Genomic DNA, 14,369 nt, shown 5'->3' on the forward strand with positions numbered 1-14,369 from the left:
TTGACGAATGCAGAAAAATATAGTAAGATAACACTGTTACGTAACACCGTTATCCGAAAGGAGATACTATGGCAGAAAAGAATACAGACAATAACGAGAGCCGCAAAAGGCTGATAGAATGCGCGAAAAAGGAGTTCCTTGAAAAGGGTTTTGCGAAAGCCTCACTGAGGAAGATAGCCGCAGATGCAGGCGTGACCACAGGGGCGGTATACTTCTTTTTCAAGGACAAGGACGGACTGCTGGGCGGTGTGACCGAAGCCGCACTGACTAGCCTGATGGGGGTGCTGGAAAAGCATTTTGCTGAGGACACCGAAACCGATCTTAAAAGCTACCAACAGCAGGACGGCGACCACGATGAGTTCGCGGAAGAACTTGTCAACGTGATATACGACAATTTCGATGAAATGACCATACTGCTTGACAAGTCAGCAGGTTCAAGGTTTGAGGGCATTGTCGAAGAGGTGATAGACAGGCTTGACACCTCTTATATGGCGCTGGCTGAACAGTATGCCGCCGCAATGCCCGGCAAGCGTGTCAACCGCGATATGCTGCACTGGCTTACTCATGTGCAGGTGGACGCATTTATCCACATGATGAACCATTTCCCCGACAGGGAAGATGCTATGCGCTTCATCAAGCCCGTAATGGATTACCTGATAAAGGGCTGGATAACATATGCGCTTTTATAATTCACAATTCATAATGCATAATTCATAATTATTGACATGGTCGGAAGAATGGCGCACTTCCTATAGCAATCCAACTATTTAAATTCACAAAATCCAGTCGCAAAAGCTGGGATTTATGGGTTTTGTGACTGGATTTTGTCTGAATTTTAAGGCGGATTGCTATAGTGGGGGAGTGCCCGCGCTGAAAAGCGGGATAACATGTTTTGGTTTGATATAGGGTGAAGTTAGCTAAATCTAACTTTTTTTAAAAAAATGAACGGAGGTCACAGCATGTACTTAGAAGTAAGGGACGTAAAGAAAAGCTACGGCAAGGACACCAGCTACATACAGGTGTTAAAGGGTGTCAGCACAAGTGTCGAAAGGGGACAGATGTGCGTTATACAGGGTACCAGCGGTTCGGGCAAATCCACGCTGCTGAACTGCATCGGCGGGCTTGACACTATGGACAGCGGTTCGGTGATAGTTGACGGCAAGGAGATCTTCGGGCTTAAGCCTGCCGAACTTTCAGACTACAGGCGCGACTATCTGGGATTTATCTTCCAGTTTTACAACCTTGTGCCAAATCTGACTGTCAAGGAGAACATTCAGGTGTGCAGTTACCTGACAGATGACCCGCTTGATATGGAAGAACTGCTGGACACTCTGGGGCTTACCGAGCATCAGAACAAGTTTCCCGCACAGCTTTCGGGCGGTCAGCAGCAGAGGTGTGCCATAGCAAGGGCACTCATCAAGAACCCGAAACTTCTGCTTTGTGATGAACCCACAGGTGCGCTTGACTCGAAAACTTCCCGCGACATACTGATACTTCTGGAGAAGATAAACGCGAAATACGGCACTACCATGCTGATAGTCACCCACAACAACTCCATCAAGGACATGGTGCACAAGGTGATAATCGTCAAGGACGGTCTTATCCGCAAGGACTACGAGAATGAAACCAGAGTTCCCGCCGCCGAACTGGAGGACTTGTGATGAGAAGAGTACTGAGAAAGCGCCTGCCCCGCGACTTAAAGGCAGGCATCGGGCGGTATCTGGCGCTGGTGCTGGTCATCGCGATGGGCATATATCTGGTGATAGGCATAGTTGGTTCGGCGGAAACTGTGCTTCACGGCACTGAGGAAAAGCGCAGTAAGTTCAACACTGAGGACGGTTTTTTCACTGTATTTCTGCCGCTGACTGATGATGAACTGGCAGAAATATCAGCAGGCGGCACCGAGATACAGGCAGAGTTCTACACCGACCTCGCGGTGGACGAGAACACCCGCCTGCGCATGTTCAAAAACCGTCAGCGGATAGATAAGGTGATACTCGATGAGGGCAGGCTTGCCGAAAATGACAGCGAATGTGTCATAGAAAAGCGCTATGCGGCAGAAAATAACATCTCGCTCGGTGATAAGATACAGGCAGGCGGTGCAGAGTTCACTGTATGCGGCATCGGCTGTGTACCCGATTACGACCAGCCTAAGGCTAAATTTTCTGACACTGCGGTGCAGTCGAAGTATTTCGGACTTATCTTTGTGACCGATGAGTGCTACGATAACGTAAGGCGCACCACCAGCCAGAAAGCTGAGGAATATGTGTATGCCTACACTCTTGGTGATGGTGTCACCGATGATGACCTGAAAGGGCGCATAAAAGAACTTGATCTCGACTACACAAAGGTCGAGGACAAGTATTTCCGTGAAACGATCGACGATATTCTTGCCGACAGGAAAGACCTTGAAGACGGTGTTGATGAGTTGTATGACGGTACAGCTGAACTGTCTGACGGCATGAAGGACATGACCGCCCACAACGATGAACTGAACGATGCGGCGCAGGCTATGGTGGACAGTTTCTTTGCGCAGGCAAATTCCGAGCCGCACCTGATGCTGGCATCGGTAAAGCTGACAGAAGAAAACTACGAAAAAGAACTTGATGAACTTATTGAAGCCACAAAGTCGCAGGACTTGAAAGACCTCAAAGAGGGTCTGGCAGGCGTGATAGCATTCCGTGACGGACTGCGGGATTACACCGATGGCGCGCAGGAAGCCTCTGACGGTTCAGACGAACTGAAAGACGGCGTTTCTAAACTGCGTGACGGCATCGGTGAAATGCTTGACGAAGTCTTCGATATCGACATAGACAACCTTATCTCATATGTGGCGGAAGGCGACAACGAACGCATAGAGGCGGCGGCAGGCGATGTGGTCATGGACAGGAACGCAGGTCTGGTAGCAGGCATCATAGTGCTGATACTGTTCGGCTATGTCATCTCGGTATTCGTGGTACACCGTGTCGAGAGTGAGGCAAGCGTTATTGGTGCGCTGTATGCGCTGGGTGTCAAAAAGAAAGACTTGCTGGGTCACTACATCACCCTGCCGACGATAGTTGCATTTCTCGGCGGACTGGCAGGCACAGCGCTGGGCTTTTCGCCTGTCGGTATAGGCACACAGTTACAGGACAGCTACGGCTACTTCTCACTGCCGCAGTATGATATCTACTATGCGCCCTATCTGCTGGTGTATGGGCTTATCCTTCCGCCTGTCATAGCGGATGTAGTGAATGCGCTGGTCATCAACAAAAAGCTGTCACGCACAGCACTTTCGCTCATAAAGAACGAACAGGGCGCGTCAAGCTACAAGCAGTTCAACATACGCACAAAGAGTTTCCCGACCATGTTCCGCATAAGGCAGATGCTTCGCGAGGTGCGCTCTGCTGCGGCGGTCGTGCTGGGCATGCTGGTGTCGCTGATGGTCATAATGCTGGGTCTTGACTGCTATGTGATGTGTCAGGCAGTAAAGCACGACAACGTGGCTGATACCGACTATCAGTACATGTACCTCTACAAATACCCCGAAGAGAACGTTCCCGCAGGCGGCGAGGGTGCTTATGTGGAAACACTCAGCACCGACTGTATGGGCTACACCCTTGATGTGACGGTGATAGGACTCAACGAGAACAGCAAGTACTTCGATGCACGCCCCGAAAAGGGCAAGAACCGCGCAGTCATCAACAACTCGCTGGTGCAGAGGTACGGTTACAAGATCGGTGACAGGGTTACCTTCACCGACATGGCGAACGATACTGACTACAGTTTCACCGTTACCGATGTGGCTGAATATTCGCCCGGCTTCACTATCTTCATGGATATCGACAGCATGCGCGAACTTTTCGGTGAGGAAGATGACTACTTCAACGCGGTATATTCCGACAAAGCTCTCGACATCGAACAGGGCAGGCTTTACAGCGTGACAAGCAAGGCAGACATCGAAAAGAGTGCGGGCGTGTATGTTGAGCAGATGGCATCGCTGGTATGGACGCTTATCATCGCGGGAACAGTCATTTTCATAGTTGTAATGTACCTTATGATGGGCGTTATGATAGACCGCAGTTCATTCGGCATAGCGCTGATAAAGATATTCGGCTACCGTCCCCGCGAAGTGAGGAGCCTGTACCTCAACGGCAACCTTATGGTGGTGGCGGTGGGCGCACTGGTGTGCATACCGCTGTCAAAATTCCTGATGGACTGCATCTATCCGAGTTTTATCCCGAATGTGGCTTGCTCGATGGTGCTGGAATTTCCGCCGTACTTATACCTTATCATATATGTGATGGTGCTGGCGGTGTACTTTGTGAGCAGTGCTCTCCTCACAAGAAAACTGAGCAGGATAACCCCTGCGGAGGTGCTGAAAAACAGAGAGTAACGACCCTTGCCATGCGTAAGGTGACGAATGTAAAACATCAGAACATGATGCAAACAAAAGAAAGAGCAACAAAAAAGCCGAGCGGAAAACTCCGTTCGGCTTTATTATTGTTATCAGTTTTCGACAGGTGCAGTGAAGTAGTTGCCCCACGCATAACCCTGTTTGCCGTTGTATTCAACGAAGAACCAGTTGTTCTCATTGCGGTAGAACTTGACTTCTGCCCCCGCAGGTATCGTGTCAATGGTAGAAGAACTTGAAGTAGGCTCAGGGTGAAGCAGAACGGCGCCTGTACACTTGATCGTCTGTGTATTCTCGTCCTCTTCTTCTTCCTCTTCTTCGGTCTTGGTGGTCTTCTTCTTGCTTGCCTTTGTGGTGTCTGTACGTTCGGTCGCGGTCTTGGTCTCAGGCGGTATATACTCGGTAGAAGTGATAACACCTGTTTCTTTTTTGCCTGTTTCAGCGCCTGTGAACAGATTTTTCCAGAAAAGCATTATAACGATGACAACTATCAGGAAAGTCACCATAATGGCGATTATACCCTTGACTGCTGAACTCAGCGCAGCTTCTTTCTCGCGCTGACGCTTTGTTTTTCTCGGTGTCTGCCTGCCCGCGCCCTGACGCTGCTGCTGCGGGTAGGGTCTTGTGCGGTTCGGCTGACCCTGCTGCGGGCGCTGAGTGTGATTGTTTCTATACTGATTATTCTCGGGCATCTGCCTGTCTTCCTTTCATAAAAAATGCGTCTTGCATCGATTTCAAATATTTTCACCTTATTATTATACAATTTTACGCGCAAAATGTCAATTAAAATTCGGTTACAGTAACTCTTAAGGATTTCTTAAAGTAAACGACATTAAAAATTACGCATATACCGCAGATATGGCGATAATTGCAGCTGTGAGCGGGGTATGTATGATTTTTAATGTTGTTTGCTGTATATTCATTATATACTAATTTGCCCAAAAATTGCGCTGGATATGCGCCAAAACAGCAGTATTTTGTTTGACTTTCCGCCTGTTTGGTGATATCATTTAATCTATAGATCATTGGAGGTATTACCATGAAAAAATTTCTCGCTATTGTTTTTGCAGCGGCATCTGCTGTAGTTTTCCCGCTGACCGCCTCAGCCGCCACCCACTACGACCCTGCCGAAGCTGTCATATCTTACCAAAACGCCCCCGCTGATACCGCCTATCTGGATATTCTTGTAAAAATGTCCCCCGATGACGAGAACTATGTGGATTTCACTCAGCCTCCGCAGTCGGCAGACCTTGATATCACCCCCGAAAGTGAGATAGCAAAGTACAGTGACGGCGGCTATGTCAGCCTCAGCCTGCACCACAAGAAAGCCAATGCGCTTGAAATTGGCGGCGGGGAAGTGTTGACCATGCACTCGACCGCGCAGGTTTCCTGTGATTTTATCGACCTCAGTATAGCTTACGGCGATTTTAAAGCTGCTTATGTTGATAAGTCTGGCAACATACTCTCGGTCACCGAACCGTCTGTGACGAAGTACTCCACCAAGACCCCCTACGGCTTTTCAGCTGACGGCAGTGCGCTGATATTTCAGCGACACGGCGCACACCCCGCAGTGATAGCGGCGATCTTCGCAGCAGTTGCTCTTATTCTCATATCTCTGCCGATAGTCATAGCAGTGATCTACCGCCGCCGCACCAAAAAAGTCACCGCCAATGATCTTGAAAAAACGGCAAGGAAAAACCTGAAAAAATAAAAAACGCGGTACTTTCATGAACAGTACCGTGTTTTCGGGCAAAAAAAAATTAACGCCCACTTCTGATTCGGCGTGAAATGAGCATTAATTTTCTTATAGAATTATGAAAGGGATTTGATGATTGGCAAAACCTGCATCGGCGTTTGTAGACTCTGCCAATCACCAATAGGTAGGAAAAAGAAAGGTTTGGAGGGACTTTCTTGTCATTTCCTTTACTGTATCTATATGATAACACGCCTGTGTGAACCGAACATGAATTTTAGGGCAGATTTTTTGGATTTCCTCAAAAAAATTTCAAACGATTGAGATACCGTATTTTCGGGCAAAAAAATTAACGCCCACTTCTGATTCGGCGTGAAATGAGCATTAATTTTCTTATAGAATTATGAAAGGGATTTGATGATTGGCAAAACCTGCATCGGCGTTTGTAGACTCTGCCAATCACCAATAGGTAGGAAAAAGAAAGGTTTGGAGGGACTTTCTTGTCATTTCCTTTACTGTATCTATATGATAACACGCCTGTGTGAACCGAACATGAATTTTAGGGCAGATTTTTTGGATTTCCTCAAAAAAATTTCAAACGATTGAGATACCGTATTTTCGGGCAAAAAAATTAACGCCCACTTCTGATTCGGCGTGAAATGAGCATTAATTTTCTTATAGAATTATGAAAGGGATTTGATGATTGGCAAAACCTGCATCGGCGTTTGTAGACTTTGCCAATCACCAATAGGTAGGAAAAAGAAAGGTTTGGAGGGACTTTCTTGTCATTTCCTTTACTGTATCTATATGATAACACGCCTGTGTGAACCGAACATGAATTTTCGGGCAGATTTTTTGGATTTTCTCAAAAAAATTTCAAACGATTGAGATGCCGTATTTTCGGGCAAAAAAAATTAACGCTCACTTCTGATTCGGCGTGAAATGAGCATTAATTTTCTTATAGAATTATGAAAGGGATTTGATGATTGGCAAAACCTGCATCGGCGTTTGTAGACTTTGCCAATCACCAATAGGTAGGAAAAAGAAAGGTTTGGAGGGACTTTCTTGTCATTTCCTTTACTGTATCTATATGATAACACTCCTGTGTGAACCGAACATGAATTTTCGGGCAGATCTTTTGGATTTTCTCAAAAAAATTTCAAACGATTGAGATACCGTAATTTCGGGCAAAAAAAATTAACGCCCACTTCTGATTCGGCGTGAAATGAGCATTAATTTTCTTATAGAATTATGAAAGGGATTTGATTTGGAAAAACGGTAAAACCTAATGTCATTGAAGTGCGACTTGGGGGATCGCGCGAGGGAAAACTTCTAAATTCATAGAGTTGGGGTTTCAACGGACACTAGGCTTTACCGCTTCGCCAAACCCTTTTTTTAGTTCGGTTATATAATAACACCCCAATATGAACCGAACATGAACTGTCGGAAGTATTTCCAAATCGGAAAGTATTTTGTCATTATGTACAAAACATAGCGCAGGAATTTGTTTGTTTGGTCGATGAAATATCCGTTTTGTCATTATAAAATCAAGTTTTTTATGAACTTGTGCATGATATAATTTTAACAAGTGATCCTTTCTTGTGTGAATTACGATATGTGCAAACTTGTAAATGTTTTGTGAACAGTGTTGAAAGCGTTTGCAATGTATGGAAATTTGGAGTATAATCTAAAGTGGGAGAACTTTTATTGTACCTTTTGTGATTTATAGAATTTGAAAGGATCGTGACACTATGTTTCAGATACTTGTTGTTGAGGACGATGCCAGCCTGCGCAGACTTATGAGTGCTGCACTCAAACAGAACGGCTATCAGCCCTTTACCGCCAATGACGGCGTAGAGGCGCTGGATATGCTTGAAAAGACAAATATCGACCTGATAATATCAGATATAATGATGCCTAATATGGACGGCTATGAACTGACCAGACAGCTGAGAAACGCCGATTTCCAGATACCTATCATAATGGTGACGGCTAAGGAGAGTTTCGAGGACAAGAAAGAAGGCTTCGGTGCGGGTGCTGATGACTATATGGTCAAGCCCATCGACATAAATGAAATGATACTGAGAGTAGGCGCACTGCTCAAACGCTCGAAATTAGCCAGTGAACATACCATGACGGTGGGCAGCTGCGTGCTTGATTACGATGCGCAGACAGTTTCCATCGATGGCGGCGCGGGTGAAACTATACCGCAGATGGAATTCAAACTGTTGTTCAAACTGCTGTCATACCCCAACAAGATATTCACCCGCCGCCAGCTGTTGGACGAACTGTGGGGCATGGACAAGGACGTTGATGAGAGAACTGTCGATGTGCATATCAAGCGTCTGCGTGAACGCTACGGCAGTACTGATGATTTCTCGATAGTAACGGTGAGAGGGCTTGGCTATAAGGCGGTAAAGAAGTGAAAAGACAGGTAAAGAACACGGTAAACAAGGCGGTGCAGAACTTAAAGCACCCCCAGACCCAGAGAATGACCATGCAGTTCAAGCTGGCGATGATGTTCTTCATCGTCATGTTCATATCGGCAAGTATATCGGTCAGTGTGCTGCTGCTGATATTCAGCCCGATAATGCGCGAAAATTCAAAGACACAGCTGGTGTCCTTTGCAAATTCCGCAACTTCGCTTGAACGTGAGCATTTTAATTATGAAACGATAATCAGTCTGCTGAACACGCCGTCTTACGAGATAAGACAGCTGTCGCCCGAAAATTCGCTGGTCAAAGACCACGAAGAGGAACTGGAAAAGGAAGGCTATGTCATCAATACCGAAGGCATAGTGCCGCGTGCGGAGATGCTGACGATCATAGACGGTCAGTATGTGCTGATAAATTCTTTCAACAGTGAAAATGTCTACTGGGTGGTGAATTTTGTCACCATAGTGGGATTTATCTCCAGTATACTGCTGGGTACTATAATCACGACTTTTGTGGGCAGGACGATGCTCCAGCCGATACACGACCTGAGTATGGCGACATCTGAGGTCGCGAGGGGCAATTTCTCGGTAAGGGTGCGCGAGAACGGTGCGGACGAATATGGCATTCTTCAGCGCAACTTCAACAAGATGGCGCAGGAACTTTCGGGTATAGAAACACTGAGGGGCGATTTCATTTCCAACGTTTCCCACGAGTTCAAAACGCCGCTGGCATCTATACAGGGCTTTGCAAAACTTTTGCAGGATCCTCTGCTCTCGTCTGCTGACAGGGCTGAGTACACGCAGATAATAATTGATGAAACATCAAGGCTTTCAAAGCTGTCATCGAACATACTCAGCCTGACAAAACTTGAGAACCAGACCACTATCGGCAAGAAGAAGCGTTTCCGCATAGATGAACAGATACGCAAGATAATACTCATGCTTGAGCCTGAATGGTCGAAAAAAGATATCGATATGGATATCGACTTAGAGGACATAATCTATGTGGGCAACGAAGACCTTATGGGGCAGATATGGCAGAATATAATAAACAACGCCATAAAGTTCACGCCGCAGAACGGCATCATAAAGGTGAACCTGTTTCGCGGCGGCAACGGTATAGTCACTAAAATATGGGATAACGGTCCGCAGATACCTGCCGACAAGAAGGATAAGATATTCGAGAAATTTTATCAGGGTGACCGTTCGCGTGCCACTGAGGGAAACGGTCTTGGGCTGGCGCTGGTCAAGAGGATAGTAGACCTTGCAGACGGCAAGATAAGCGTAGACAATCCCTTTGAGGGCGGTGTGGTATTCACGGTCGAACTCCCTTACCAGACTGAGGAAATGATGTGAATATTCAAAGCAGTCACAACTGATAGTCTGTTATTTACATAAGGCATAAATATCCCCGCAGGAAGATGTTTCCTGCGGGGATATTGTTTGTGTCAGTCACCTGTCACATTAGTCAGCTTGTACAGCTTGCGGAACTCGGTAGGTGTGCAGCCCTTTATCTCGCGGAATACACGGTTGAAAGTGGTCAGGCTGGAGAAGCCCACCTGCATCGCCGCTTCGGTCACGGAAATGTTCTCGTCCAACAGCAGCATCTCTGCCGCCTTTATACGCCTGTGATTGAGGAAGCTGATGAAAGTGGTGCGGCTGTATTTCTTGAAGATGCGCGAGAAATGGTATTTGCTGTAGCCCGCCATCTTCGCCAGATCGTCAAGGGTGATGTTGTACATATAATTCTGCTCGATATATTTTATGATACTGCCAAATTTTTCCATGTACTTCTCATCATCGTACTTTACAGCGCTTATCTGGTTCTCTTTGATGCGCGCCAGCAGTGTCAGCAGTTTGATATAGATGTATACCTCTGACAGCACATCGAAGTTGCTGTACAGCGTGTATATCTCCTTTATGAGATTGCCCAGCGATACCCGAAGTTCTTCATCAAAGTCATCACCTATCATCACAGGCGATTTCAGCACCGAGTAAAGGTCATACAGCGCAGGGTTGGAACTTATACTGCGGTTGTCGAACAGCATTATCAGCCTTCTGCCGGGCTGGGCTTTCATGGCGTGCAGAGTGCCTGCGGGCACTATGAGTATATCCCTCTCCTTCAATTCATATGTCCTGCCATCGCATATCATCGTGTAGCTGTTGGTCAGCGGCATGACTATCTCGATGGCGTTGTGCCAGTGTATAGGATACTCTTCATTATCCACATTGTCGTATATCAGCACGCTTCGGTTCTCGATATAATCGACTGTTTCAAAATCACCGTCAAGATGAACTATCATAACTATATCCCCCGTTTTCTGCCGCGTAATATTTTCCACCTTTGCGGCATTTGATGAAATATAAAAATCGCAATTTTTGCTTTAGAAGAAAAATTGCTGTACCCTACAACATATTATAGCACAACCGCGCAGATTTTTCAATATATTAGACAGAGTTTTTCGTAATAAGACACAATTTTTTTATATAAATAAGCAATATTTGTACCCGATAACGCAAAAAATGTGTTGCAAAATTTGTAAAGATAGTGTATAATTGTTAACGTGGAATATGAAGCCGTCCGCTGTTGGCAGGGCGGCAGGGTAAAAAATAAAATGAAATTTTTTCGGAGGTGCTTTTATGAGCGTTAAAGTCACAGAAAAAGAGTATGAGGGTTACGGCAAGTGCGTGTTTATCGAGAATGATGCCTGCACACTGGCTGTTACCATAGAATTTGGTCCGAGAGTGATATATTTTGCACGCAAGGGCAGAAAGAACGTTATGCTGGAGGACAGAGATGGTCTGTTCACTGTTGATGTTGAGGGCTATGGCACATGGCGAAATCGCGGCGGTCACAGACTGTGGGTAGCGCCTGAACTTCTGCCCGAAACTTATTACCCCGACAATGCACCCGTTGCATACAAGGCTGAGGGCGACACTGTAACATTCACTCCGCCTGTGACACCTTTTGCAAAGCAGCTTGAAACCGTTATAAAGCTGGACGCTGACAAAGCTGTTGCAGAAGTCACCCAGCGCATCACAAACGTTGGCGACAAGGAGGCTGATTTCGCACTGTGGTCGATAACAGGTCTTACCGACGGCGGTACCGCTGTTATACCGATGTGTACCAGAAAAGCAGGATATCTGCCTAACAGAGTAATGAGCCTGTGGGATTATTCCGACATAAATGACCCCCGCTTCAAACTGACAAACGAGTATGCGCGCATCAGACAGGATAAGTTCCTGCCATCGCCTTTCAAGGCAGGCTTCAATGTTGAGGACGGCTTTGCGGCTTACGCTGTAAATGAACAGATATTCGTAAAGTGCTTCGGTGACTATCAGTTCGTTGAGTACCCCGATTATTCCTGCAACTTTGAGATGTACACCAACTACAAGTTCCTTGAATGTGAGATACTGGGCGAAAAGAGAAAATATCAGCCGGGTGAGAGCACAGAAGTCACCGAAACATGGCACCTGCTCGACAACGAGGGCGACAAGGAGCCTGAACTGGACAAGATAAGAACTGCGGTTGGCAAATGATATGTAATATCTGACATTGCCGAAATCTTTGTACGCTGATGACGGGCGGGGGATACCCCCTGCCTGTTAACTATACATTTATTATAAAATCGGATAAAAGATGATGATCCAGGAGGAGATCCATGAAAAAATATTTAGACGAGTCGCTTTCGGCTGAGGAGAGAGCAGAAGCCCTCACCGATGAGATGACCACTGAGGAACAGGCAAGCCAGCTGAGATATGATGCACCTGCCATCGAAAGGCTGGGCATACCTGCCTATAACTGGTGGAATGAGGGCATACACGGTCTGGCAAGGTCTGGTGTGGCTACTATGTTCCCGCAGGCTATAGGTCTTGCAGCTATGTTCGATGATGAACTGACAAAGCGCACTGCCGAAATAACTTCCGAAGAAGCAAGGGCGAAGTACAACGCCTACACTGTCGAGGGTGACCGCGACATATACAAGGGTCTGACCCTCTGGGCACCCAATATAAACATCTTCCGCGACCCGCGCTGGGGCAGGGGTCACGAAACTTTCGGTGAAGACCCATACCTCACCGCACAGAACGGCAAGGCTGTCGTAAGGGGCTTGCAGGGTGACGGCAAGGTGATGAAAGCGGCGGCATGTGCAAAGCACTTTGCAGTACACAGCGGTCCTGAGGCACTGCGCCATTCTTTTGATGCCAAAGCTGATGCTAAGGATATGGAAGAAACATATCTGCCCGCTTTCGAGGCACTGGTAAAAGAGGCTAAGGTGGAGAGCGTCATGGGCGCGTACAACCGCGTCAACGGTGAACCCGCCTGCGCCAGCGACTACCTGATGGAAAAGCTGAAAGAGTGGGAGTTTGACGGCTATTTCGTTTCTGACTGCTGGGCTATCAGGGATTTCCATGAGCATCATATGGTAACTGCGAACGCTGTTGAAAGTGCGGCTATGGCACTGAAAGCGGGCTGTGATGTCAACTGCGGCTGTACTTACCAGAATTTGCTGGCGGCGCTGGACAAGGGGCTTATCACTAAAGAACAGATACGCACCGCATGCGTACACCTGATGAGGACACGCATAAGGCTGGGTATGTTCGATAAGCATACTGATTTCGATGACATACCCTACAGCAAGGTGGCTTGCGCTGAACACAAGGCGGTATCGCTGGAGTGCGCTGAGAAGTCACTGGTACTGCTGAAGAACAACGGCATTCTGCCGCTGGACGATAAGAAGTACAAGACCATCGCGGTGATAGGTCCTAATGCTGACAGCAGGACCGCTCTGGAGGGCAACTACAACGGTCTTTCTGACAGATACACCACTTTCCTTAACGGCATTCAGGACAGATTTGAGGGCAGAGTGATATTCGCTGAGGGCTGTCACCTCTACAAGAAGAGCATTTCGGGTCTGGCACAGGCAGGTGACCGCTATGCGGAAGCTGTTGCCGCCGCAAAGAACGCCGATCTGGTCATCATGTGTGTTGGTCTTGATGCCACCATCGAGGGTGAAGAGGGCGATACAGGCAACGAGTTCTCATCGGGTGACAAGAACGGTCTGACACTGCCCCCTCCACAGAAAATACTGGTGGAGAAGATAATGTCAGTGGGCAAGCCGGTTGTCACGGTGGTATGCGCAGGTTCTGCCATAAACACCGAATCTCAGCCTGATGCGCTGATACATGCTTTCTATCCCGGTGCAGAGGGCAGCAAGGCGCTGGCAGAAGTGCTGTTCGGTGATGTTTCGCCATCGGGCAAACTGCCTGTGACTTTCTACGAGGACACCGACAAACTGCCTGAGTTCACCGATTATTCCATGAAGGGCAGAACTTATCGCTACACCACCGACAATATCCTGTTCCCATTCGGCTACGGTCTTACCTACGGCGGCGTTAAGGTGAACGCTGTAGAGTACAAGGACGGCAAGGCTGTTGTATCGGTAGAAAACAGCGGCAGAGCCACTGAAGATGTTATCGAGCTGTACCTCAAAGACTACTGCGAGCAGGCTGTGCCAAACGTAAGTCTGTGCGGCTTCAAGCGCGTAAAGCTGGGCGAGGGCGAGAAAGCCACCGTCGAGATAGCGATACCCGAAAAGGCATTCACCGCAGTTGACAACAACGGCGTTAGAAAGGTCTTTGGAAGCAAGTTCACTCTTCTTGCGGGCACACATCAGCCCGATGCGCTCAGCGAAAAGCTGACAGGCGCAAAGTGCGTAAGCACCGAGATAAACAAGTGATAAAACACAATGCCCCGAAGCGTTCATAACGTTTCGGGGCAAATTTTCTGTATTTATATTATTGTGGTTATCCCGCTGACACACCAAAATAAACGATGTTATATTGGGAAC

Annotated in this window: 10 protein-coding genes; 8 read left to right on the forward strand and 2 right to left on the reverse strand. The window is 47.3% G+C overall.

Annotated features, from left to right (window positions below):
- Positions 1 to 68 precede the first annotated feature (68 nt).
- From CUS_RS10450 to CUS_RS10460, 3 genes are all read left to right on the forward strand, one after another.
- Positions 69 to 689 (forward strand): TetR/AcrR family transcriptional regulator, encoded by a 621-nt coding sequence (locus CUS_RS10450; protein ID WP_002850619.1) that lies wholly within the window; start codon positions 69 to 71, stop codon positions 687 to 689.
- A 270-nt stretch (positions 690 to 959) separates the two neighbouring features.
- Positions 960 to 1,661 carry an ABC transporter ATP-binding protein gene (locus CUS_RS10455; protein ID WP_002850617.1) on the forward strand — a complete coding sequence of 234 codons (702 nt, stop codon included), beginning with the start codon at positions 960 to 962 and terminating at the stop codon, positions 1,659 to 1,661.
- Positions 1,661 to 4,375, forward strand: a complete 2,715-nt coding sequence (locus CUS_RS10460; RefSeq protein ID WP_002850406.1) for an FtsX-like permease family protein — start codon at positions 1,661 to 1,663, stop codon at positions 4,373 to 4,375. The genes CUS_RS10455 and CUS_RS10460 overlap by 1 nt, the downstream gene beginning before the upstream one ends.
- 113 nt (positions 4,376 to 4,488) lie before the next feature.
- Here the strand turns inward: CUS_RS10460 and CUS_RS10465 are convergent, their stop codons facing one another.
- Positions 4,489 to 5,085 (reverse strand): SH3 domain-containing protein, encoded by a 597-nt coding sequence (locus CUS_RS10465; protein ID WP_002850615.1) that lies wholly within the window; start codon positions 5,083 to 5,085, stop codon positions 4,489 to 4,491.
- A gap of 347 nt (positions 5,086 to 5,432) precedes the next feature.
- Between CUS_RS10465 and CUS_RS10470 the strand changes: the two genes are divergently transcribed.
- From CUS_RS10470 to CUS_RS10480, 3 genes are all read left to right on the forward strand, one after another.
- Complete coding sequence (locus CUS_RS10470; protein ID WP_002850674.1) at positions 5,433 to 6,104, forward strand: hypothetical protein; 672 nt, start codon at positions 5,433 to 5,435, stop codon at positions 6,102 to 6,104.
- Positions 6,105 to 7,837: 1,733 nt separating this feature from the next.
- Positions 7,838 to 8,512: a response regulator transcription factor gene (locus tag CUS_RS10475; RefSeq protein ID WP_002850449.1), complete on the forward strand. Its 675-nt coding sequence runs from the start codon at positions 7,838 to 7,840 to the stop codon at positions 8,510 to 8,512.
- Positions 8,509 to 9,876, forward strand: a complete 1,368-nt coding sequence (locus CUS_RS10480; RefSeq protein ID WP_002850699.1) for a HAMP domain-containing sensor histidine kinase — start codon at positions 8,509 to 8,511, stop codon at positions 9,874 to 9,876. The genes CUS_RS10475 and CUS_RS10480 overlap by 4 nt, the downstream gene beginning before the upstream one ends.
- A gap of 92 nt (positions 9,877 to 9,968) precedes the next feature.
- On the opposite strand, the gene CUS_RS10485 is transcribed toward CUS_RS10480, so the two are convergent.
- The gene (locus CUS_RS10485; RefSeq protein ID WP_002850524.1) at positions 9,969 to 10,823 is read right to left on the reverse strand and encodes an AraC family transcriptional regulator; all 855 of its coding nucleotides are present in this window, start codon (positions 10,821 to 10,823) and stop codon (positions 9,969 to 9,971) included.
- Positions 10,824 to 11,160: 337 nt separating this feature from the next.
- Here CUS_RS10485 and CUS_RS10490 point away from each other — a divergent pair, with 337 nt between their 5' ends.
- Complete coding sequence (locus CUS_RS10490; RefSeq protein ID WP_002850714.1) at positions 11,161 to 12,060, forward strand: hypothetical protein; 900 nt, start codon at positions 11,161 to 11,163, stop codon at positions 12,058 to 12,060.
- Between the two features lie 122 nt (positions 12,061 to 12,182).
- Complete coding sequence (locus tag CUS_RS10495) at positions 12,183 to 14,258, forward strand: glycoside hydrolase family 3 C-terminal domain-containing protein (RefSeq protein WP_002850594.1); 2,076 nt, start codon at positions 12,183 to 12,185, stop codon at positions 14,256 to 14,258.
- Positions 14,259 to 14,369: the final 111 nt, after the last annotated feature.

It is taken from the genome of Hominimerdicola alba 8 (assembly GCF_000178155.2).
Lineage (GTDB): Bacteria > Bacillota > Clostridia > Oscillospirales > Ruminococcaceae > Hominimerdicola > Hominimerdicola alba_C.

Bases quoted from the DNA above. Each gene is read 5' to 3' on its own strand.
- CUS_RS10450 (WP_002850619.1), top strand. From the start codon at position 69: ATGGCAGAAAAGAATACAGACAATAACGAGAGCCGCAAAAGGCTGATA.
- CUS_RS10455 (WP_002850617.1), top strand. From the start codon at position 960: ATGTACTTAGAAGTAAGGGACGTAAAGAAAAGCTACGGCAAGGACACC.
- CUS_RS10460 (WP_002850406.1), top strand. From the start codon at position 1,661: ATGAGAAGAGTACTGAGAAAGCGCCTGCCCCGCGACTTAAAGGCAGGC.
- CUS_RS10465 (WP_002850615.1), bottom strand. From the start codon at position 5,085: ATGCCCGAGAATAATCAGTATAGAAACAATCACACTCAGCGCCCGCAG.
- CUS_RS10470 (WP_002850674.1), top strand. From the start codon at position 5,433: ATGAAAAAATTTCTCGCTATTGTTTTTGCAGCGGCATCTGCTGTAGTT.
- CUS_RS10475 (WP_002850449.1), top strand. From the start codon at position 7,838: ATGTTTCAGATACTTGTTGTTGAGGACGATGCCAGCCTGCGCAGACTT.
- CUS_RS10485 (WP_002850524.1), bottom strand. From the start codon at position 10,823: ATGATAGTTCATCTTGACGGTGATTTTGAAACAGTCGATTATATCGAG.
- CUS_RS10490 (WP_002850714.1), top strand. From the start codon at position 11,161: ATGAGCGTTAAAGTCACAGAAAAAGAGTATGAGGGTTACGGCAAGTGC.
- CUS_RS10495 (WP_002850594.1), top strand. From the start codon at position 12,183: ATGAAAAAATATTTAGACGAGTCGCTTTCGGCTGAGGAGAGAGCAGAA.